We start from the raw sequence: 20,110 nt of genomic DNA, 5'->3' as shown, positions 1-20,110 counted from the left end.
GCACCACGTGATCGAAGCGCTCATCCTCGGATTCGTCCAGGGCCTGACCGAGTTCCTCCCGATCTCCTCGAGCGCACACCTGCGCATCCTGGGGGAGTTCCTGCCCGGCGCGCAGGACCCGGGGGCGGCGTTCACCGCCATCACGCAGCTCGGCACCGAGACGGCCGTGGTCGTGTTCTTCTGGCGCGACATCGTGCGCATCGTCTCGCACTGGTTCGGCTCGTTCACGGGCCGCGTGCCCCGCAACGACCCCGATGCGCGCATGGGCTGGCTCATCATCATCGGCTCGATCCCGATCGTGGTGTTCGGCATCCTCTTCCAGGACGCGATCGAATCGACGCTCCGCTCGCTCTGGATCACGGCGACGATGCTCGTCGTCTTCGGCATCATCCTCGGCCTCGCCGACTGGGCGGGGGCGAAGCGCCGCAGGCTCGACCAGCTCACGTATCCGCACGGCGTGCTCTACGGCTTCGCGCAGTCGCTCTCGCTCATCCCGGGCGTCTCACGCTCGGGCGGCACGATCACGATGGGGCTCCTGCTCGGCTACGAGCGCGCGGCGGCCGCCCGCTACGCGTTCCTGCTCGCGATCCCCGCCGTCTTCGGCAGCGGCTTCTTCCAGCTCGTGAAGAGCCTCGACGAGCCCTCGGTCTACGGCCCCGTCGAGACCGCGGCGGCGACCCTCGTCGCCTTCGTCGTCGGCATCCTCGTGATCGCGTTCTTCATGAGCTGGATCTCGAAGCACAGCTTCCTGCCGTTCGTGATCTACCGCATCGTGCTCGGCGGGCTCATCTTCGTCCTGCTCGGCACCGGCACCATCCAGGCCTGATTCGCCCGTCGCCGCGTCGCCCGATGCGCGCGGGAGTGCCGCCCGGGTACGTCGGGAGCGTCCTCGCGCGCCGTCGGGTTCTCGCGCGCCTCGTGGCGCGAGCCTCAGCCCGCCGCGCCCGTCAGGGGGCGGCGGGGCCGCCGCGCCCGTCGGCGCGTCCCTCGGGTCCGTCGCCGCGGCGACGGAGGTAGCGCTCGAACTCCTTCGCGATCGCCTCGCCGCTCGCCTCGGGGGCGTCGACCGCGTCGCGGGCCTGCTCGAGCTGCGTGATGTAACCGGCCATCTCCTCGTCCTCCGCGGCGAGCGCGTCGACACCGGCCTCCCAGGCCTGTGCGTCGACCTCGAGGCTGCCGCGGGGGATCGAGAGCCCGGTGAGCTCCTCGAGCTTGCCGAGGAGGGCGAGCACCGCCTTCGGCGACGGCGCGTTGTGCACGTAGTGGGGGACGGACGCCCAGAGCGACACGGTCGGGATGCCGACGCGCTCGGCCTGGTCGGCGATGACGCTGAGGATGCCCACAGGGCCCTCATACGTCGAGCGCTCGACGCCCAGGGCGTCGCGAACCTCGGGGTTCTCGCTCGACGCGAAGACGGTCAAGGGCCGCGTGTGCGGGGCGTCGGCGAGCATCGCACCGAGCAGCACGACGCCGTCGATGTCGGCGGCGAGGGCCGCGTCGACGAGCTCGGCGGCGAAGGCCTTCCAGCTGCGCGCGGGTTCCGCGCCCATGAGCACGTGCAGTCCGGATGCCCCGGGGCCGGTCACCGGGTCGTCGAGGTCGACCCGGCCGCTGGGGCCGAGGATCGCGGCCCCCGGCCACTCGATCCGGCGCGCACCGTCGTCGCCCGTGACGATCGTGGGGCGGGTGAACTGGTAGTCGAAGTAGATCTCGGGGTCGACCGCGGCGATCTCGACCAGGCCGAGCCGCTCGCTGAGCAGTTTCGCGGCACCGGTCGCCGCCTCACCGGCGTCGTTCCAGCCCTCGAAGGCGACGACGAGCAGCCTTCGACCTTCGAATCCGGCCGGCTGATTCACTGCTGGTGCCCCGCTTCCCGCCCCGGACGCCCGGGGTCCTCTCCACAATAGGGCGTGCCCGTAGACTTGGGGGTTGTGACCACACGCCTGCCTGCCGCCGCCCTCTGGGACATGGACGGAACCCTCGTCGACACCGAACGCTATTGGATGGCCGCCGAGGAGGAGCTCGTCGAGGCCTTCGGCGGCAGCTGGAGCCACGACGAGGCGCTCGCGCTCGTCGGCAGCGGCCTCTGGGAGTCGGCCCGGGTCTTCCAGGCGAAGGGCGTCGACCTCGACGCCGACACGATCGTGAACCGCCTGACCGGCCGGGTCAGCGAGATGCTCGTCGAGCATGGGGTGCCGTGGCGTCCGGGGGCCCGCGAGCTGCTCGAGGCGCTGCGCGAGGCATCCGTGCCCACCGCGCTCGTCACCATGTCGCTGCGCTCGATGGCCGATGAGATCGTCTCGGCGATCCCCTTCACCGCGTTCGACGTGATCGTCACCGGCGACTCGGTCGAGCACGCGAAGCCGCACCCGCAGCCGTACCTGCAGGCGGCCGAAGCACTCGGTGTCGACATCGCCAGGTGCGTCGCCTTCGAGGACTCGCCGACGGGTCTCACCTCGGCCTTCACCGCCGGTGCGGTCGCCGTCGGCATCCCCAACATCCTCGAGCTCGACGACGCACCCTCGACGGTCATCTGGCCGACGCTCGAGGGCACGACCGTCGCCGACGTCGCCGCGCTCCTCACCGAAGAAGAGGTCGCACGATGAACGCGAGCCGCGGCGAGCAGAGCGGGCCCTTCCGCGTCGGCGACCGTGTGCAGCTCACCGGCCCCAAGGGCCGCATGCACACCATCACCCTCGAGCCGGGCCAGATGTTCCACTCGCACAAGGGCCTCATCGCGCACGACGACCTCATCGGCCTGCCCGACGGCTCGGTCGTCGCGAACCAGGTCGGCATCGAGTACCTCGCACTGCGCCCGCTGCTCAGCGACTTCGTGATGTCGATGCCCCGCGGCGCGGCGATCGTGTACCCGAAGGACGCCGCGCAGATCCTCGCGCAGGCCGACATCTTCCCGGGTGCGACCGTGGTCGAGGCCGGTGTCGGTTCGGGGGCGCTCTCCCTGTGGCTGCTCCGGGCGATCGGCGCGAACGGGCGACTCCACTCCTTCGAGCGGCGCGACGACTTCGCAGAGGTCGCCCGCGGCAACGTCGCGACCTTCCACGGCGCGGTGCCCGAGAACTGGTCGATCGGCCTCGGCGACCTCGCCGAGGTGCTGCCCGAGACGGTCGACGACGGCAGCGTCGACCGGGTCGTGCTCGACATGCTCGCACCGTGGGAGTGCCTCGACGCCGTGTCGGCCGCACTGAAGCCCGGCGGCGTGCTGCTCTGCTACATCGCGACCGCCACCCAGCTCTCGCGCGTCGCCGAGGCGATCCGGGCGACGGGGGAGTACACCGAGCCCCAGTCCTCCGAGACGATGGTGCGCGGCTGGCACGTGCAGGGCCTCGCGGTCCGCCCCGACCACCGCATGATCGCCCACACCGGGTTCCTCATCACGGCTCGCCGCCTGGCGCCCGACACCGTACTGCCCGAGCTCAAGCGCCGGCCCTCGAAGACCGAGTTCTCGGCCGAAGACGTCGAGGCATGGACGCCCGGCGCGCTCGGCGAGCGGCAGGTCAGCGACAAGAGCCTCCGCAAGCGCGTGCGCGCGGCCGGCGCCGCGGCGCGCAAGGCCGGTTCCACAAGCCCCGCCGACGAGACCTCCCCGTCCGACTCGGACGGGTAGGCTTTCATCGCCCCTCCGCGACCCATCGAAGAATCGAGGATCAGTGCGCTCGTCATTCGCGCTCATCGCCACGGCCGGCCTCGTCGCCGTCGCCCTCACCGGCTGCACCGCCCAGGCGCCCGCGCCCGAGGCCACCACGGGCGGCTCGTCCGAGCTGGTCGAGGCGACCGGTGAGTTCGGCTCCGCGCCGAAGGTCGACTTCCCGACTCCGCTCATGCCGAGCGAGACCGAGTGCACCGAGATCATCGAGGGCGAGGGGCCGCTGCTCACCGAGGGGCAGATGGCCCTCGTCGGACTCGCCGTCTACAACGGCGCCACCGGCGACGAGCTGCAGGTCACGGGCTTCGGCGATGAGGACGCCGTGCCGCTCACGGTCTCGGACACGACGCTGCCCGGCCTGATGAAGGGCCTCACCTGCGCACGCGAGGGTTCGCGCGTCGCCGTCGTCGTCCCCGAGAAGGACGGCTTCGGGCCGAACGGCAACGAGTCGATCGGCATCGCCCCCGGCGACAGCCTCGTGATGGTCCTCGACGTGCAGCGCGCATTCCCCTCGCGGGCCGACGGCGCCGTGCGCCTCAGTCGCGACGGGTTCCCCGCGGTCGTGCTCGCACCCGACGGGCGTCCCGGCATCACGGTGCCGAAGAACGACCCGCCCGAGCAGACCGAGGTCGAGGTGCTGAAAGAGGGTTCCGGCCCGGTCGTCGAGTCGGGCGACACGGTGGTCGTGCAGTACACGGGCGTCCTCTGGGACGACAACAGCGTGTTCGACTCCAGCTGGGAGAACGGCAGCCCGGTGACGTTCACGGTCGCCGAGGGCGAGGGCTCGCAGGTGATCCCCGGCTTCTCGAAGGCGATCATCGGCCAGACCGTCGGCTCCCAGGTGGGCGTCATCGTCACGCCCGAAGACGGCTACGGCGACCAGGCGAACGCGAAGATCCCCGCCGGGTCGACCCTCTTCTTCGTCGTCGACATCCTGGGCGTGCTCTGATCGCGCCTGCGCGTCCGACCGACGCGAGCGGTTCAGTATGATCGCTCCTGTGGCCGGGGGAGAGCGCAGGAGCGAAGTGAAGGTGCCGGTCGAAGACCGACTGTTCAGTCTGGTGCTGGCGCTGCTCGCGACCGAGACGGGGCTCTTGAAGTCCGAGATCCTCTCGACCGTGCGCGGCTACGCCGAGCGATTCGACTCCGCGGGGGCGAACGCGAACCTCGAGCGGCAGTTCGAGCGCGACAAAGACGACATCCGCGAACTCGGCATCCCGCTCGAGACCGTCGAATCGCCCGATCGACCGGGCGACAACCAGGCACTGCGTTACCGCATCCCGAAAGGGCAGTACGAGCTCCCCGAAGAGGTGCGGTTCACGCCCGACGAGCTCGCGCTCCTCGGCCTCGCGGCCGAGGTCTGGCGCGAGGCATCCCTGTCGGCCGACTCGCAGCGCGCGCTCACGAAGCTGCGCTCGCTCGGCATCGAGCCGCACGAGCCCGTCATCGGCTACGCGCCGCGCCTGCGGGTTCGCGATGCGGCGTTCGAGCCGCTGCGCCAGGCCCTCGATCGTCGGCAGGCGGTGCGATTCCGATACTTCAAACCGGGTGAGCAGGCGCCGCGCCAGCGAACGGCGAACCCGCTCGCGGTCGTGCTGCACGAGGGTCGCTGGCATCTGCACGCCTTCGACCTCGACGCGCAGGAGCCCCGAACCTTCCTCCTCTCGCGCATCGTCGGCGAGGTGACCACCGTGCCCGGATCGAGCTTCGAGGCGCCGCCGCCGGGCATCCAGGACCAGGTGATCGCCGACCTCAGCGCGCTGCGCCTCGCGAACGCCGCCGATCTCGCGGTCTCCGCGGGCAGCGATGCAGAGGTGCGCCTCGGCAAGCGCGCGGCACTGCGCGACGAGGACGCGGGCGTGATCCGGCTCCATTACACCGATGCCGCCGTCTTCGCCGATGAGCTCGCGGCGTACGGACCCGAGGTCCGGGTGCTCTCGCCCGGCTCGCTCCGCGACGCCGTGCGAGCGCGGCTCACGGCGGTCGCCGAGGCGCATCGCGAAGGAGACATCCGATGAGCGCGAAGCGCGCCCGCCCGCTGAAGGCGCCCGACAAGCTCGTCTTCCTGCTCTCGTTCGTGCCGTACCTGCTCGAGCAGCAGGTCGTCGACGTCGACGAGGCCGCCGCGCATTTCGGCATCGGCGCGGAGGAGATCCGTGATGCGGTGCGGCTGATCGCGACCTCCGGGCTTCCCGGTGCGACCGGCACGTATCAGCCGAACGACCTCTTCGACATCGACTGGGACTCCTTCGAGGACGACGATGTCATCGTCATCGTGCATCATGTCGCGATCGACGACGCGCCGCGGCTCTCCGCGCGCGAGGCGTCCGCGCTCATCGCCGGCCTCCAGTACCTCTCCGCCCTTCCCGAGAACGCCGGGAGCGCCTCGCTCGCCGCGCTCATGCAGAAGCTCACCGCCGGCGCCTCAGCGGCGCCGAGCCGCCTCGCCGTCGCCGAATCCGAGGCCGATGCCTCGCTCGCGCGCATCCGCGAGGCTGTCGCGGGCGGCCGCCAGCTCGAGTTCGACTACCGCAATGCGCTCGGCGTCGGCGGGCGCCGCCGCGTCGACCCGCTGCGCATCCTCTCGCAGGACGCCGACTGGTACCTGCAGGCCTACTGCCACACCCGGGAGGACGTGCGCAACTTCCGTGTCGACCGCATGAGCGACCTCGTCGTCTCCGAGGTGCCGATCGACGAGCACCCCGAGCGCGAGGTGCCCGACACCCTGTTCCAGACCTCGGAATCCGACTTCGACGTCGTCGTGGACGTCGCGCCCGAGGCGCTGCCGCTCCTCGCCGACTATCTCGCCGATTCGACGACCGTCGAGGTCGACGGGCGCCTGCGCGTCACCCTGCGTCTCGCGCACGTGCACGGCCTGAAACGGCTCGTCGCCGGGCTTCCCGGCCTGGTGACCGTCGTCGGGCCTCCCGAGGCGCGCGCCGCGGTGGCGGGATGGGCTGAAGCGGGCCTCGCGGGCTACTCCGATGCCGAAGACCCCGCACGCTCCGACGACCCCCCGCGCTGACCCGCCCGACGCGACGCGCGGGCATCCGTCCACGGGAGTGGACGGACGGAAACCTCCGACAGGTAGACTGTCGCCAACATCCCCCGAGAAACGGACGAATACCTATGTGGCAAGGCTTCACCGGTTGGCACGCGCTGATCATCCTCGTGGTCATCCTGCTGCTGTTCGGCGCCCCCAAGCTTCCGGCGCTCGCCCGCAGCCTCGGGCAGTCGATGAAGATCCTGAAGACCGAAGTGCGCTCCGACAAGGGTGACGGCGACGCAGCCGCCGCTGACGAGCAGCCGAAGTCAGAAGAGCCGGGTTCCGGCAAGAGCGCCTGACCTCGATGACCGCGGTGAAGGATCGCGGAGAGAAGAACCGCGAGAAGCGCATGTCGCTCGGCGCGCACCTCATCGAGTTGCGCAAGCGGCTGTTCATCTCCGCGATCGCGATCGTCGTCGGCATGGTCGCCGGCTGGGTGCTCACCGACCTGTACGTCTGGGACGCCATCCAGGAGCCGGTCGTCCGCGTCGCCGAAGCACGTGGGCAGGACGCGGCGACGGCGATCGTCTTCCCGACGATCTCGAGCGCGTTCGATCTGCGCCTGCAGATCGCACTGACCCTCGGCCTGGTGATCTCGAGCCCGGTGTGGCTGTACCAGATCTTCGCGTTCCTGGTGCCCGGCCTGAACAAGAAGGAGCGCAGCTTCACGCTCGCGTTCTTCATGACGGCGATCCCGCTCTTCTTCGCGGGCTGCGCGGCAGGCTGGTTCGTGCTGCCGAACATCGTCGAGCTGATGACGAGCTTCGTGCCCGAGGGTGCGATGTCGCTGCTCACGGCGAAGGAGTACATCGACTTCGTGCTGAAGCTCGTCGTCGCGATCGGCATCGCCTTCGTCGTGCCGGTGTTCATCGTGCTGCTCAACTTCGCGGGCGTGTTCAGCGCTGCGGCGATCATCAAGTCGTGGCGCGTCGCCATCCTCGTGATCGTGCTGTTCACGGCGATCGCGACGCCCTCGGCCGACGTGGTCTCGATGTTCATGCTCGCCATCCCGATGATCGGCCTGTACTTCGCGGCCTGGTTCATCGCGAGCCTGCATGATCGCCGTGTCGAGCGTCGCAACCGACTGGAGTTCGGCGACGCTGTCTAGGCTGGAGGGGTGATGAGCCTCTCGCCGGCCGAGCGCTATGCGCTGTCCCGTCAGCAACGCCGGCAGCCCCGGCTCGCCGAGTTCGCCGCGTCGGTGGGCTTCGACCTCGACCCGTTCCAGCGCGCCGCCTGCGCCGCGCTCGACGACGGCCGGAGCGTGCTCGTCGCGGCGCCGACCGGGGCCGGCAAGACGGTGGTCGCCGAGTTCGCGGTCTACCTCGCCATGCAGGAGCCCGGCGCGAAGGTCTTCTACACGACGCCGATCAAGGCGCTCTCCAACCAGAAGTACCAGGAGTTCGTCGACGCGTGGGGCGCCGAGAACGTCGGCCTGCTCACCGGCGACACGAACGTCAACTCGGGTGCCCGCATCGTCGTCATGACGACCGAGGTGCTGCGCAACATGCTCTACGCCGAGTCGCCGCTGCTCGACCGCCTCGCCTACGTGGTCATGGACGAGGTGCACTACCTCGCCGACCGCTTCCGCGGCGCCGTGTGGGAGGAGGTCATCATCCACCTCCCCGAGGCGGTGCGACTGGTCTCGCTCAGCGCGACGGTGTCGAACGCCGAGGAGTTCGGCGACTGGCTGCAGGCGGTGCGCGGCGACACCGATGTCATCGTGTCCGAGGACCGGCCGGTGCCGCTCGAGCAGCACGTGCTCGTCAAGCAGAAGCTCGTCGATCTCTTCGACTCCTCGGGGCAGGCCGCGACGCATCGGGTGAACCCCGAGCTGAAGCAGCTGGCGCGCATGGGCGGGCGTTCGATCTCGCAGCGTTCGCAGCGAGGTCGGCGTGGCGGCGACCGCGGCCGGTTCCACCAGGGCGGGCCGGGCTCGGGGCGGCTCGACCGGCCAGAGGTCGTGGCCCTGCTGCAGGGCAAGAACCTGCTGCCCGCGATCGTGTTCATCTTCTCCCGCGCCGGGTGCGACCAGGCGGTCCGCCAAGTGCTCCGTTCGGGCATCCGGCTGACCGAGGCGCACGAACGCAGCGAGATCCGCGCGATCGTCGAAGAACGGGCGAGGATGCTCCGCGACGAGGATCTCGCGGTGCTCGGCTACTGGGAGTGGCTCGAGGGGCTCGAGCGCGGCGTGGCCGCCCACCATGCGGGCATGCTGCCCGCGTTCAAGGAGATCGTCGAGGATCTCTTCCAGCAGAAGCTCGTGAAGGTGGTCTTCGCGACCGAGACGCTCGCGCTCGGCGTGAACATGCCGGCCCGTTCGGTCGTGCTCGAGAAGCTCGAGAAGTTCAACGGCGAGGCGCGCGTGCCCATCACCCCGGGGGAGTACACGCAGCTGACCGGTCGGGCCGGTCGGCGCGGCATCGATGTCGAGGGGCACTCCGTCATCCAATGGGTCGACGGCCTCGATCCCGAGTCGGTCGCGGCGCTCGCCTCGCGGCGCAGCTATCCGATGAACTCGAGTTTCAAGCCGACGTACAACATGGCGGTGAACCTCATCGACCAGTTCGGGCGCGACCGCACCCGCCAGATCCTCGAACTCTCCTTCGCGCAGTTCCAGGCCGACCGCGCCGTCGTCGACCTCGCCAGAACCCTCCGCAAGCAGGAGGAGTCGATGGCGGGGTTCGAAGACGCGATGCGCTGCCATCTCGGCGACTTCGCCGAGTACGCGACGCTGCGCCGCGAGATCGGCCGGATCGAGCGGCAGTCGTCGAAGGGCAATCCGTCCCACGCCCAGCGCGAGCGCATGCAGCGGGAGCTCGTCGCCGCCCGCAAGGCGCTTCGCGCCCATCCGTGCCACGGCTGCGCCGAACGCGAGCAGCACGCGCGCTGGGCCGAGCGCTGGTGGCGTCTGAAGCAGGAGCACGACGAGCTCCTCCGGCAGATCCGCACGCGTACGGGGCAGATCGCGAAGCAGTTCGACAAGGTCGCCGAGGTGCTGACGAAGCTCGGCTATCTCGAACGCGACGAGCAGGGGGCGGTCGTCTCGACGCCGGCCGGTCGAACCCTGAAGCGCATCTACGGCGAACGCGATCTGCTCGTCGCCGAGTGCCTCCGGCACGGCCTGTGGAACGGCCTGGATGTCGCGGGGGTGGCCGCGATGGCCGCATCGCTCGTCTACGAGCCGCGACGCGACGATCGCAACGTCGACTTCCGTCTGCCGCGCGGCGGCTTCCGGGAGGCCTTCGATCGCACGCTCGACGTCTGGAGCGCGCTCGACGACCTCGAGCGGGATCACCGCCTGCCGGGCAGCGACCAGCCGTCACCCGCGCTCGCGTCGGCGATGCACTCGTGGGCGCGAGGCGGCGACCTCGGCGGGGTGCTCGAGGACACCGAACTCGCGGCGGGCGACTTCGTGCGGCTGACGAAGCAGGTCGTCGATCTGCTCGACCAGATCTCGATCGTGGCCGACGCCGAGCTCGGAGCCACGGCGCGCGCTGCGATCGATGCGGTCCGTCGCGGCGTCGTCGCCTACGGCACGGTCGCGTGACGACGGCGCTATCGGCGCGCGTGACCCGGCGGTGCGTCGCATAGGCTGATCTGGTGCCCGAGAGCCCCACACGTCGCCTCCTGCCGCTGCCACTCTGGGCCGCCTTGCTCGCCGCCGCGGTGGGCGGTTCGGTCTACGACATGGGGTTCCCCGGGCTCGGCATCTGGCCGCTCGCCTTCGTCGGCATCGCGCTCGCACTCCTCAGCCTCATCGGTCGACGGGCGTGGGACGCGGCGCTCGTCGGGTTCGTCTTCGGGCTCGCGTTCTACCTGCAGCAGGTGTCGTGGACCACGCTCTATCTCGGCCCGATCCCGTGGCTCGCGCTCTCGATGCTCGAGGCGCTCTTCGTCGCGGGCGGGGCGGTGCTCATCACCCTCGCATACCGGTGGGTGCCCCGCGCGAACGACTCGCGCTGGGTCCGCCTGATCGTGCTGCCGCTGCTCGTGGCCGGCCTCTGGATCGTGCGCGAGACGGCGACCGGCACTCTGCCGTACGGCGGGTTCCCGTGGGGGCGCGCTGCGCTCAGTCAGGCCGAGAGTCCCTTGGCGGAACTCGTCTCATGGGTGGGGTCGACCGGTCTCGGCTTCGTGATGGTCGCGATCGTCGCCGGGGTCATCGAGTGGGTGCGGCTTCACGGATGGCGCGACCTCCGCACCGCGGTGCCGGTCGCCGCGCTGCTCGTCGTGGCCGTCGTGCTGCCGGCGTGGCCGACGACTGCGGTCGGCGAGCTCCGCGTCGCGAGCGTGCAGGGCAACGGCCCCTCCGGCTACTTCGACGAGCGCGCCCCCGGCGATGTGCTCGCAGCTCAGCTCGCGGCGACCGAGCCGATCCTCGACGAGGAGGGCGTCGACGTCCTCCTCTGGCCCGAGGGCGGCTCCGACATCGACCCGACCCGCAGCGCGGCCGCGGCCGAGGTGTTCGACTCGCTCGGCACCGCCCTCGACGCCCCGGTCGTGCTGAACACCGTCACGGTGCGCGGGGAGGAGTACTTCAACACGTCCCTGCTCTGGCGTGCGGGGGAGGGCGCCGTCGACAGCTACGACAAGCGGCATCCCGTGCCCTTCGGTGAGTACATCCCCGACCGCTGGTTCTACGACGCCATCGTTCCCGAGCTGACCGGGCTGGTGCAGCGCGGGTACTCGCCCGGTGTGAACCCGCCGGTGTTCGACCTCGGCCCGGCCGTCGCCGGCCTGGCGATCTGCTTCGACGTCATCTACGACGAAGTGATCTGGGAGGGCGCCCGCGACGGCGCGGAGGTCTACCTGCTGCAGACGAACAACGCCGACTTCCGAGGCACCGACGAGAACCAGCAGCAGCTCGCGATCGCCCGGCTGCGAGCGATCGAGACCGGTCGCTCGGTGGTCAACATCTCGACGGTCGGCACGAGTCAGGTCATCGATCCGACGGGTCGGGCGATCGACGCCCTGCCCGCGGACGAGCCGGGCGCGATGGTGACCGACGTCGAGTTGCGGCAGGGCATCACCCCGTCGGTGGCACTCGCGGGATGGGTGCCGATCACGATCGTGCTCGCGGCGCTCGCGGGGCTCATCGCTGCGGGCGTGCTCGCGACCCGATCAGGGTCGCGTCGGGTACCGCGCGACTGAGAATTCGTCGCCGAGCGCTCGGCTCAGGCGCCGATCTTCTGCTGGCCGCGACGCGCGCGCAGGTACGTGAGACGCTCTTCGAGCAGCTCTTCGAGCTCGGCGCGCGTACGGCGCTCGAGCAGCATGTCCCAGTGGGTACGGGCGACCTTCTCGCCCGAGCGGTCGATCTCGACCGGCTTGGAGTCGACGAGGAGGGTCGCTGCGGCGCCGCACTGACGGCACTCCCAGGTCTCGGGAAGTTCGGCGTCGGCCGAGAAGGTCATGACCGTCTCGTGGCCGCAGGCCTCGCAACGATACGTGTGCTCCGCACGGTCGGCGAACACCACGCCGTCTTCGCTCTGCAGGCTCTGTGCGCCGATTCGCATGCCTCGAAGGCTCCGGTCCGCCATGGTGTGCTCCCTTACTCGATCGTCTGACATTGTCAACGATCAAGCTGGGCGTTCCCTTTCCGCAGCCTGATGTTTTGCGGGGAATTCTCAGCTTCGAGCCGCGATGACCTGCATCGCGAGGTCGGCGCGATCGGTGACGAGCCCGTCGACGCCGAGGTCGAGGAGACGGTTCATGTCGGCGGGATCGTTCACCGTCCAGACATGCACCTCCGCGCCGACGCGGTGCGCGAGATCGATGAGCGGACGCGTCGCGAGCCGCACCGGCCCGCTGCGCTCGGGGATCTGGAGCGCGAGCCCGCCGTGGAGGGCGCGAGTGGCCGAACCCGGGGAGCGGAGGAATGCGGCGCTCCGGAATCGGAGCACTGCGCTGCCGCCGACCGAGGTGACGGCGCCCGGCGCGAGCTGCGCGAGGCGCTGCCGACGACGCTCCGAGAAGCTCGTGAGCAGCACCCGGTTCGCCGACCGCGTGCGTGCGATCGCGGCGATGGTCGGTTCGACCGCCGCCTCCTCTTTGACGTCGATGTTGAACCGGGCGTCGGGAAAGGCGTCGAGCGTCGCCTCGAGCGACGAGAACCCCTGCCCGTGGCCGAGGTCGATCCGGCCGAGCTCATGCATGGTCAGCTGGCCGACGGCGACCTTGCGGCCCGCGACGCGTTCGAGCGACGGGTCGTGCGACACGACCGCGATGCCGTCGTGGCTGGCGTGCACGTCGGTCTCGAGGTAGGCGGCGCCGACCGCGATCGCCTTCGCGAACGCGAGCAGGGTGTTCTCGGGCGCATCGACCGCGAGGCCCCGGTGCGCGAGCACGCGGGGCCCCGTGGGCTCGAAGTACGTGGAGGCCACTCGGTGACTCACGCCTGCGGCGGGAGAGTTCCGGGCGGGGCCGCGGCTGCGGCTGGCCCAGCACCGCTCGCCGGGGCGGCACCCGCCGCCGGGGGAGTGAAGGCCCGGCCGATGCCCTTGAGCGCCTCGGTCAGCTCGCTCGGGATGACCCAGAGCTTGTTCGCGTCGCCCTGCGCCAGCTGCGGCAGCATCTGCAGGTACTGGTAGCCGAGCAGCTTCGGGTCGGGGTCGCCCTTGTGGATGGCGTCGAACACCGTGAGGATCGCCTCGGCCTCGCCCTGAGCGCGCAGCACGGCCGCCTTCGCGTCGCCTTCGGCCTGGAGGATCGCGGCCTGCCGCTGCCCCTCCGCGGTGAGGATGGCGGACTGCTTGGTGCCCTCGGCCGTGAGGATGAGCGCGCGGCGGTCGCGCTCGGCGCGCATCTGCTTCTCCATCGAATCCTGGATCGAGATGGGCGGGTCGATCGCCTTCAGCTCGACGCGCGACACGCGAATGCCCCACTTGCCGGTCGCCTCGTCGAGGACGACGCGCAACTGTCCGTTGATGTTGTCGCGCGAGGTCAGCGCCTCCTCGAGGTTGAGGCCGCCGACCACGTTGCGCAGGGTCGTCGTCGTCAGCTGCTCGACCGCGCCGAGGTAGTTGGCGATCTCGTACGTCGCCGCGCGGGCGTCGGTGACCTGGAAGTAGACGACCGTGTCGATCGAGACGACCAGGTTGTCCTCCGTGATGACGGGCTGCGGAGGGAACGAGACGACGGTCTCGCGCATGTCGACGAGCGGACGCAGCCGATCGATGAACGGCACGAGGATGTTGAGGCCCGGCGTGAGCGTCTTGTGATAGCGGCCGAGTCGTTCGACGACGCCCGCGTACGCCTGGGGGATGATTCGCACGGATCGGGCGATGACCACGATCACGAAGATGACGATCGCGACGACGACGATCGTCACGATGATGCCGGACACGTCCATTACTCGGCCGTTCTCCTCTCTACGGGCACGACGACGGCCGTCGCACCATCGATGCCGGTGACGAGCACACGCCCGCCGACCGCGACATCCGCCTGCTCGGTCGCCGGCGACAACCGGGCCGTCCAGGTCTCGCCGTTCTGCAGCCGGACCTGGCCGCCGTGCCCGCCGACCGTGTGCACGACGGTGCCCTCGGCGCCGATCAGTGCATCGACGTTGCTGCGCGCCGGGTCTGAACCCCGCCTGAGCGCGCGGAGCAGCGGCGGCCTGAGCACCAGGATCAGGGCGACCGCGACGATCGCGGCGATGACGAACTGCGCCCACCAGGGGATGCCGAAGAGGCCCGACAGGAGTCCGGCCACGCTGCCGAGCGCGAGCATGAGGAACGTCATCTCGAGCGTGAACACCTCGATCGTCGCGAACGCGAGAATCAGCACGAGCCATGCGATCCACGCGTACTGGGTCAGCACATCCAAATCGGGTCTCCTTCGCACGCGGGTCGGCTGATTCGAAACTAGCAGTGCCGGGAGCGGCATGGGGGAGTTGATAGTCTCGGTTCGCCGCGGCGACGCTCGTGCGCCGGCCCGCTCTGAACTTCGAGGAGACCTCCAGTGACCAACCCTCTCGCTCCCGGCTCGCTCGCCGGCCGCGTCGCGCTCGTGACCGGATCGTCGCGCGGAATCGGCGCCGACACCGTCCGTTCCCTCGCCGCAGCCGGCGCCTCGGTGGTCGTGAACTACCGCAGCAAGGCCCCGCGCGCCGACAAGGTGGTCGCCGAGATCGTCGCGGCCGGCGGTACCGCGATCGCCGTCGGGGCCGACCTCACCGACCCCGCCTCGGTCGCCGAGATGTTCGAGCGCACGGTCGCCGAGATCGGGCCGATCGACGTGCTCGTGCTGAACGCCTCGGGCGGCATGGAGACCGGCATGGGCGAGGACTACGCGATGCGCCTGAACCGCGACGCGCAGGTCAACGTCGTCGACGGGGCGCTCCCGCACCTCGCCGAGGGCGCGCGCATCGTCTTCGTCACCAGCCACCAGGCGCACTTCATCCGCACGACGCCGACGATGCCCGAGTACGAGCCCGTCGCGCTCTCCAAGCGCGCCGGAGAAGACGCCCTGCGCGCCAAGCTCCCCGAGTTCGACGCCGCGGGTGTCGAGTTCGTCGTCGTCTCGGGCGACATGATCGAGGGCACGATCACGGCGACGCTCCTGGAGCGCGCGAACCCGGGTGCCATCGACGCTCGCAAGCAGGACGCCGGCCGCCTCTACAACGTGGCCGAGTTCGCCGCCGAGGTCGCCGCAGCGGTCGTCGACCCGGTGCCCGCCGACCACACGCGCTATGTGGGGGATGTCTCGGGCTTCGCCCCCGAAGCCTGAGCCGACCAGGCGAGAACGAGAAGAAGGCCGGCCCCGGAGCATCCGGGGCCGGCCTTCTTCATCGCCGAGAGGCGGGCGCTCAGGCGGTCGCGCCGCGACCGAACGTGAATGCACGCACGATCTGCACGATGCCGAGCACGATGAGGCTGATGCCCACGATGATGAAGAGCACGACGGCGCCCCAGATCGGCGAGAAGAGCAGCACGATGCCGGCGACGATGCTGAGCAGGCCGAAGAAGATCGCCCAGCCCTTCGACGGTGCGTCGCCGACCTGCACGAGCGCGACGACGCCCTCGACGATCCACAGCACGCCGATCAGGATCGCGATGAAGACCGCGAGGAAGGCGGTCGTCGCACCGAGGTTCGCGAACGCCAGCACTGCACCGACGATGAACAGAAGGCCGAGGATGATGTCGAGCGCCCTCGCGCCGCCCGAGATCCCCTTCGAGAAGATCCCGAGGCCGAGGTAGGCGATGCCCGCGATGAGGAAGTACACCGCGAGGATCGCAGTGAGCACGACGGCCGAGTCCTTCGGCCAGAAGGTGATCAGGATTCCGACGATGAGCGCCACCGCGCCGCTGATCCCGAGGGTCGCGCGGACGGTGTTGATCGCTGACTTCGAGAGTTCTTCGGAGTCCAGTGAGAACGTGGCGAAGAGCCCGGTGCTCTGCGGGTTCGACATGGGTGTGTCCTTTCGTGGGGCGAGTTGAGGCAAGGTTATGGCCGAATGCAAGCTGGGCATTGGATGTGAATGCGCGCGTCGCAATGCGACGGAGTGCGTCGGAGGAGTGCCGTTCGCCGACGCCGCGCCTCGCATCGGTCATGAATCGAGAAGCCGCGGATGCCTCGGGCGGACTACCGTGACGCCATGTGCCTCATCATCCGCGCCCGTGAATTGCCGGTCGACGAGCCCGTGACCGCCGACGGCGCGGGTTCCGCGTCACCTGACGATGTCGGTGCGAACTGCTTAGATCGAATGATCGACCTCGAACAGGGCGGGCCCGAGGCGCGAGCTGCGCAGGTGCCCGACCCCCGACTCGCGATGGAGAACCGATGAGCACCGCCTCACCGCACCAGGCCGACCGCCACGACCTCATCCGCGTGCAGGGCGCGCGCGAGAACAACCTCAAAGACGTCGACGTCGAGATCCCCAAGCGCCGGCTGACGGTGTTCACGGGGGTCTCCGGATCGGGCAAGAGCTCGCTCGTGTTCGACACGATCGCCGCCGAGTCGCGGCGCATGATCGACGAGACGTACAGCGCGTTCGTGCAGGGCTTCATGCCCTCGGTGCCGCGGCCCGACGTCGACGTGCTCGACGGGCTCACGACCGCGATCCTCGTCGACCAGGAGCGGTTGGGCGCGAACCCCCGGTCGACCGTCGGCACCGTGACCGATGCGAACGCGATGCTGCGCATCCTCTTCTCCAAGCTCGGCGAACCGTACATCGGCGGGCCGACGGCGTTCTCGTTCAACATCCCGACGCAGAAGGCGAGCGGGGTGATGACCGGCCCCGGCGGCGAGAAGAAGATCGTGAAGGACGCGATCTACCTCGGCGGCATGTGTCCCCGATGCGAGGGGCGCGGCTCTGTCTCGGACCTCGACCTCGCGCAGATCGTCGACGAGACGAAGTCCCTCGACGACGGCGCCATCATGGTGCCCGGCTACACGGCCGACGGCTGGATGGTGAAGGGGTTCTCGCAGTCGGGGTTCTACCCGGCCGACAAGCCGATCGAGCAGTTCACCGAGAAGCAGCGGCACCTGTTCCTCTACGGCGAGGTCACCAAGGTCAAGATCAGCGGCATCAACATGACCTACGAGGGGCTGATCCCGAAGATCACGAAGTCGATGCTCTCGAAAGACCTCGACGCGCTGCAGCCCCACATCCGCGCCTTCGTCGAGCGGGTCGCGACGTTCGCGCGATGCCCCGAGTGCGACGGCACACGCCTGACCGAGGGTGCCCGTTCGTCGAAGATCGACGGCGTCAGCATCGCCGACGCGTGCCGCATGCAGGTCACCGATCTCGCCGCATGGGTGCGCGGGCTCGACCTGCCCGAGGCCCGGCCGTTGCTCTCGGCCCTCAGCGCGAACCTCGACGCGTTCGTCACCCTCGGGCTCGGCTACCTCAGCCTCGAGCGACCGAGCGGCACCCTGTCGGGCGGCGAGGCGCAGCGCATCAAGATGCTCCGGCACCTCGGGTCCTCGCTGACCGATGTGACCTACGTCTTCGACGAACCCACCATCGGCTTGCATCCGCATGACATCCAGCGCATGAACACGCTCCTCCTGCAGCTGCGCGACAAGGGCAATACCGTGCTCGTCGTCGAGCACAAGCCCGAGACCATCGCGATCGGCGATCACGTCGTCGATCTCGGCCCCGGGGCGGGTCGCAACGGCGGCGAAATCTGCTTCGAGGGCACCGTCGAGGGGCTCAAGTCGAGCGGCACCCTCACGGGCCGCCATCTCGACGACCGTGCGACGCTCAAGGCGTCGGTTCGCGCCGCCGACGGTGCGATCGAGGTTCGCGGCGCCGACGAGAACAATCTCGAGAACGTCGATGTCGACATCCCGCTCGGGGTGCTCACGGTCGTCACCGGGGTCGCCGGCTCGGGCAAGAGTTCGCTCATCCACGGATCGGTCGCCGGGCGCGACGGCGTCGTCTCGATCGATCAGGCCGCGATCAAGGGGTCGCGGCGCAGCAACCCCGCGACCTACACCGGACTCCTCGAGCCGATCCGCAAGGCGTTCGCGAAGGCGAACGGTGTGAAGCCGGCACTCTTCAGCGCGAACTCCGAGGGCGCCTGCCCGAGCTGCAAGGGTGCGGGCGTGATCATCACCGAGCTCGGCTTCATGGACACGATCGAGACCCCGTGCGAAGACTGCGGCGGCAAGCGGTTCCAGGCAGGGGTGCTCGAGTACAAGCTCGGCGGGCTCGACATCACCGAGGTGCTCGACCTGCCGGTCGCCCAGGCACACCGCTTCTTCGACTCCGCAGAGGCGAAGCTCCCGGCCGCGGTGAAGATCCTGAAGCGTCTCGAAGATGTCGGGCTCGGCTATCTGAGTCTCGGTCAGCCCCTCTCGACGCTCTCGGGCGGCGAGCGGCAGCGCGTCAAGCTCGCCATCGCCATGGGGGAGCCGGGCGAGGTCTACGTGCTCGACGAGCCGACGACCGGTCTGCACCTCGCCGACGTCGAGAACCTCCTTGGCCTGCTCGACCGATTGGTCGATTCGGGCAAGTCGGTCATCGTCATCGAGCACCACCAGGCCGTCATGGCGCACGCCGACTGGATCATCGATCTTGGTCCCGGTGCCGGCCACGATGGCGGGCGCATCGTCTTCGAAGGCGCGCCGGCCGATCTCGTCGCGTCGCGGTCGACGCTCACGGGCGAGCACCTCGCGGAGTACGTCGGCGCATGAAACAGCCTCGTCTCGCTGCGCCCCGCATCGATGAACTCCGACTCGTCGACCTCGTCGAGGGCGACGAGGCCGAGCTGTCGGCGAGCCAGGCGCTCGAAGGGCGGCGGTTCACCGGCCTCGATCTCAGCGAGCGCGACCTGACCGGTCTCCGGCTCACCGAGTGCGAGCTGCGCGGAGTCGTCGCGCACGACGCACGGCTTCGCGGCTCGGTCATCAGGGAGACCCTGATCGAGCGGCTCGAAGCGCCGGTGCTGCACGCACCGCGCGCCGAGCTGCGCGACGTGGAGATCTCAGGATCTCGCCTCGGTTCCGTCGAGTTCATCGACAACCGCTGGCAGTCGGTGCGGTTCGTCGGCTGCAAGCTCGGATTCGTCAACCTCCGCGGCTCCGAACTCCGCGATCTCCGCTTCACCGATTGCGACATCGAGGAGCTCGATCTCGGCAATGCCCGGGCCGAGCGTGTCGCATTCGACGGCTGCGAGCTCCGAGCGCTCGCCGTCACCGGGGCGACGCTCCGTGATGTCGATCTCCGAGGGCTCGATTTCACCGCGATGTCGACGCTCGACGGCATTGCCGGTCTTCGCGGCGCGACGCTCGACCACATGCAGGTCGCACTGCTCGCCCCGAGTCTCGCGAGCCACCTCGGCATCAGAATCGCCGATTGACCGGGTATTCCCGCACGCAAGCGAATCGATCAGTTTCAGAGAAGACCAATCGGTGCACCCGTCGATAGTGTCGGAGACGAGAGCTTCAACACCCAACCGCCCGAAGGGGATCGATATGGCCGAGACGAAGGCGACCGCTGCGAAGACGAAGTCGTACGACGGGTTCACCGAGGAGGAGCGCGCGGCGATGAAGGAGCGCGCCGCTGAGCTCAAGAAGAGCGCGCGCGCCGGTACGGCCGCAGAGAAGGCGGCCGCGGCCGCCCAGGAGGTCGTCGACAAGATCGCCGAGATGGAGGACGCCGATCGACTGATCGCCGAGCGCATCCACGCCCTCGTCCTCGAGCACGCACCGCAGCTCGCACCGCGACTCTGGTACGGAAGCCCCGCCTACGCGCTGAACGGCAAGGTGCTCTGCTTCTTCCAGGAGTCGACGAAGTTCAAGCTCCGCTACTCGACCCTCGGCTTCAACGACGTGGCGAAGCTCGACGACGGCACGATGTGGGCGACCTCGTTCGCGATCACCTCGCTCAGCGAGGCCGATGAGGCCCGCTTCGTCGATCTCATCACGCGCGCCGTCGTGTGATCAGCCAG

General features: G+C 69.6%; 21 protein-coding genes. 15 read left to right on the top strand and 6 right to left on the bottom strand.

Features of this window, described 5'->3' with window-relative positions; translation table 11 throughout:
- The first annotated feature begins 7 nt into the window (after window positions 1-7).
- The gene (locus GQQ93_RS12375) at window positions 8-826 is read left to right on the top strand and encodes an undecaprenyl-diphosphate phosphatase (RefSeq protein WP_157424530.1); all 819 of its coding nucleotides are present in this window, start codon (window positions 8-10) and stop codon (window positions 824-826) included.
- 121 nt (window positions 827-947) lie between these two features.
- Here the strand turns inward: GQQ93_RS12375 and GQQ93_RS12370 are convergent, their stop codons facing one another.
- Window positions 948-1,856, bottom strand: a complete 909-nt coding sequence (locus tag GQQ93_RS12370) for a proteasome assembly chaperone family protein (protein ID WP_246192302.1) — start codon at window positions 1,854-1,856, stop codon at window positions 948-950.
- A gap of 75 nt (window positions 1,857-1,931) precedes the next feature.
- On the opposite strand from GQQ93_RS12370, the gene GQQ93_RS12365 reads away from it, so the two are divergent.
- The 9 genes from GQQ93_RS12365 to lnt all read left to right on the top strand — a co-directional run bounded on the left by GQQ93_RS12365 (window position 1,932) and on the right by lnt (window position 11,864).
- Entirely contained in the window at window positions 1,932-2,606 is a 675-nt protein-coding gene (locus tag GQQ93_RS12365) for an HAD family hydrolase (protein ID WP_157424529.1), read from the top strand.
- On the top strand, window positions 2,603-3,625 hold the full coding sequence (locus GQQ93_RS12360) for a tRNA (adenine-N1)-methyltransferase (protein WP_157424528.1): 1,023 nt from the start codon (window positions 2,603-2,605) through the stop codon (window positions 3,623-3,625). Before GQQ93_RS12365 ends, GQQ93_RS12360 begins: the two co-directional genes overlap by 4 nt.
- 43 nt (window positions 3,626-3,668) lie before the next feature.
- The gene (locus GQQ93_RS12355) at window positions 3,669-4,613 is read left to right on the top strand and encodes an FKBP-type peptidyl-prolyl cis-trans isomerase (protein WP_157424527.1); all 945 of its coding nucleotides are present in this window, start codon (window positions 3,669-3,671) and stop codon (window positions 4,611-4,613) included.
- 49 nt (window positions 4,614-4,662) lie between these two features.
- Window positions 4,663-5,682, top strand: coding sequence for a helix-turn-helix transcriptional regulator (locus GQQ93_RS12350; RefSeq protein WP_246192301.1), 1,020 nt, complete (start codon window positions 4,663-4,665; stop codon window positions 5,680-5,682).
- Window positions 5,679-6,689 carry a helix-turn-helix transcriptional regulator gene (locus GQQ93_RS12345; RefSeq protein ID WP_157424525.1) on the top strand — a complete coding sequence of 337 codons (1,011 nt, stop codon included), beginning with the start codon at window positions 5,679-5,681 and terminating at the stop codon, window positions 6,687-6,689. Before GQQ93_RS12350 ends, GQQ93_RS12345 begins: the two co-directional genes overlap by 4 nt.
- 104 nt (window positions 6,690-6,793) lie before the next feature.
- A complete protein-coding gene (tatA, locus tag GQQ93_RS12340; RefSeq protein ID WP_157424524.1) occupies window positions 6,794-7,009 on the top strand; it encodes a twin-arginine translocase TatA/TatE family subunit in 216 nt (71 codons plus the stop codon).
- Window positions 7,010-7,059: 50 nt separating this feature from the next.
- Window positions 7,060-7,818 (top strand): twin-arginine translocase subunit TatC, encoded by a 759-nt coding sequence (gene tatC / locus GQQ93_RS12335; RefSeq protein ID WP_157424618.1) that lies wholly within the window; start codon window positions 7,060-7,062, stop codon window positions 7,816-7,818.
- Between the two features lie 12 nt (window positions 7,819-7,830).
- On the top strand, window positions 7,831-10,260 hold the full coding sequence (locus GQQ93_RS12330) for a DEAD/DEAH box helicase (RefSeq protein WP_157424523.1): 2,430 nt from the start codon (window positions 7,831-7,833) through the stop codon (window positions 10,258-10,260).
- A 53-nt stretch (window positions 10,261-10,313) separates the two neighbouring features.
- Window positions 10,314-11,864: an apolipoprotein N-acyltransferase gene (gene lnt / locus GQQ93_RS12325; protein ID WP_246192300.1), complete on the top strand. Its 1,551-nt coding sequence runs from the start codon at window positions 10,314-10,316 to the stop codon at window positions 11,862-11,864.
- 23 nt (window positions 11,865-11,887) lie between these two features.
- Here lnt and GQQ93_RS12320 read toward each other — a convergent pair whose 3' ends face one another.
- The 4 genes from GQQ93_RS12320 to GQQ93_RS12305 all read right to left on the bottom strand — a co-directional run bounded on the left by GQQ93_RS12320 (window position 11,888) and on the right by GQQ93_RS12305 (window position 14,531).
- Window positions 11,888-12,253, bottom strand: coding sequence for an RNA polymerase-binding protein RbpA (locus tag GQQ93_RS12320; protein WP_022888234.1), 366 nt, complete (start codon window positions 12,251-12,253; stop codon window positions 11,888-11,890).
- Between the two features lie 87 nt (window positions 12,254-12,340).
- Window positions 12,341-13,096, bottom strand: a complete 756-nt coding sequence (locus tag GQQ93_RS12315) for a glycerophosphodiester phosphodiesterase family protein (RefSeq protein ID WP_157424522.1) — start codon at window positions 13,094-13,096, stop codon at window positions 12,341-12,343.
- An 8-nt stretch (window positions 13,097-13,104) separates the two neighbouring features.
- A complete protein-coding gene (locus GQQ93_RS12310; protein WP_157424521.1) occupies window positions 13,105-14,064 on the bottom strand; it encodes an SPFH domain-containing protein in 960 nt (319 codons plus the stop codon).
- Window positions 14,064-14,531 (bottom strand): NfeD family protein, encoded by a 468-nt coding sequence (locus GQQ93_RS12305; protein ID WP_246192317.1) that lies wholly within the window; start codon window positions 14,529-14,531, stop codon window positions 14,064-14,066. Before GQQ93_RS12305 ends, GQQ93_RS12310 begins: the two co-directional genes overlap by 1 nt.
- A gap of 141 nt (window positions 14,532-14,672) precedes the next feature.
- On the opposite strand from GQQ93_RS12305, the gene GQQ93_RS12300 reads away from it, so the two are divergent.
- A complete protein-coding gene (locus GQQ93_RS12300) occupies window positions 14,673-15,440 on the top strand; it encodes an SDR family oxidoreductase (RefSeq protein ID WP_157424519.1) in 768 nt (255 codons plus the stop codon).
- Window positions 15,441-15,519: 79 nt separating this feature from the next.
- Here GQQ93_RS12300 and GQQ93_RS12295 read toward each other — a convergent pair whose 3' ends face one another.
- On the bottom strand, window positions 15,520-16,122 hold the full coding sequence (locus GQQ93_RS12295) for an HdeD family acid-resistance protein (RefSeq protein WP_157424518.1): 603 nt from the start codon (window positions 16,120-16,122) through the stop codon (window positions 15,520-15,522).
- 186 nt (window positions 16,123-16,308) lie between these two features.
- Here GQQ93_RS12295 and GQQ93_RS12290 point away from each other — a divergent pair, with 186 nt between their 5' ends.
- From GQQ93_RS12290 to GQQ93_RS12275, 4 genes are all read left to right on the top strand, one after another.
- Window positions 16,309-16,497, top strand: a complete 189-nt coding sequence (locus GQQ93_RS12290; RefSeq protein ID WP_157424517.1) for a hypothetical protein — start codon at window positions 16,309-16,311, stop codon at window positions 16,495-16,497.
- Window positions 16,494-18,854, top strand: coding sequence for an ATP-binding cassette domain-containing protein (locus GQQ93_RS12285; protein WP_157424516.1), 2,361 nt, complete (start codon window positions 16,494-16,496; stop codon window positions 18,852-18,854). The genes GQQ93_RS12290 and GQQ93_RS12285 overlap by 4 nt, the downstream gene beginning before the upstream one ends.
- Window positions 18,851-19,519 carry a pentapeptide repeat-containing protein gene (locus GQQ93_RS12280; protein WP_157424515.1) on the top strand — a complete coding sequence of 223 codons (669 nt, stop codon included), beginning with the start codon at window positions 18,851-18,853 and terminating at the stop codon, window positions 19,517-19,519. Before GQQ93_RS12285 ends, GQQ93_RS12280 begins: the two co-directional genes overlap by 4 nt.
- A gap of 115 nt (window positions 19,520-19,634) precedes the next feature.
- Window positions 19,635-20,102 carry an iron chaperone gene (locus GQQ93_RS12275; RefSeq protein ID WP_157424514.1) on the top strand — a complete coding sequence of 156 codons (468 nt, stop codon included), beginning with the start codon at window positions 19,635-19,637 and terminating at the stop codon, window positions 20,100-20,102.
- Window positions 20,103-20,110 lie beyond the last annotated feature (8 nt).

Source organism: Agromyces lapidis, assembly GCF_009749405.1.
GTDB classification, from domain to species: Bacteria; Actinomycetota; Actinomycetes; order Actinomycetales; family Microbacteriaceae; genus Agromyces; species Agromyces lapidis.
This window is presented reverse-complemented; position numbering and strand designations above follow the sequence as displayed.

Bases quoted from the DNA above. Each gene is read 5' to 3' on its own strand.
- GQQ93_RS12330 (WP_157424523.1), top strand. From the start codon at position 7,831: ATGAGCCTCTCGCCGGCCGAGCGCTATGCGCTGTCCCGTCAGCAACGC.
- GQQ93_RS12345 (WP_157424525.1), top strand. From the start codon at position 5,679: ATGAGCGCGAAGCGCGCCCGCCCGCTGAAGGCGCCCGACAAGCTCGTC.
- tatC (WP_157424618.1), top strand. From the start codon at position 7,060: ATGTCGCTCGGCGCGCACCTCATCGAGTTGCGCAAGCGGCTGTTCATC.
- GQQ93_RS12280 (WP_157424515.1), top strand. From the start codon at position 18,851: ATGAAACAGCCTCGTCTCGCTGCGCCCCGCATCGATGAACTCCGACTC.
- GQQ93_RS12310 (WP_157424521.1), bottom strand. From the start codon at position 14,064: ATGGACGTGTCCGGCATCATCGTGACGATCGTCGTCGTCGCGATCGTC.
- GQQ93_RS12290 (WP_157424517.1), top strand. From the start codon at position 16,309: ATGTGCCTCATCATCCGCGCCCGTGAATTGCCGGTCGACGAGCCCGTG.
- GQQ93_RS12320 (WP_022888234.1), bottom strand. From the start codon at position 12,253: ATGGCGGACCGGAGCCTTCGAGGCATGCGAATCGGCGCACAGAGCCTG.
- tatA (WP_157424524.1), top strand. From the start codon at position 6,794: ATGTGGCAAGGCTTCACCGGTTGGCACGCGCTGATCATCCTCGTGGTC.
- GQQ93_RS12275 (WP_157424514.1), top strand. From the start codon at position 19,635: ATGGCCGAGACGAAGGCGACCGCTGCGAAGACGAAGTCGTACGACGGG.
- GQQ93_RS12295 (WP_157424518.1), bottom strand. From the start codon at position 16,122: ATGTCGAACCCGCAGAGCACCGGGCTCTTCGCCACGTTCTCACTGGAC.
- GQQ93_RS12285 (WP_157424516.1), top strand. From the start codon at position 16,494: ATGAGCACCGCCTCACCGCACCAGGCCGACCGCCACGACCTCATCCGC.
- GQQ93_RS12360 (WP_157424528.1), top strand. From the start codon at position 2,603: ATGAACGCGAGCCGCGGCGAGCAGAGCGGGCCCTTCCGCGTCGGCGAC.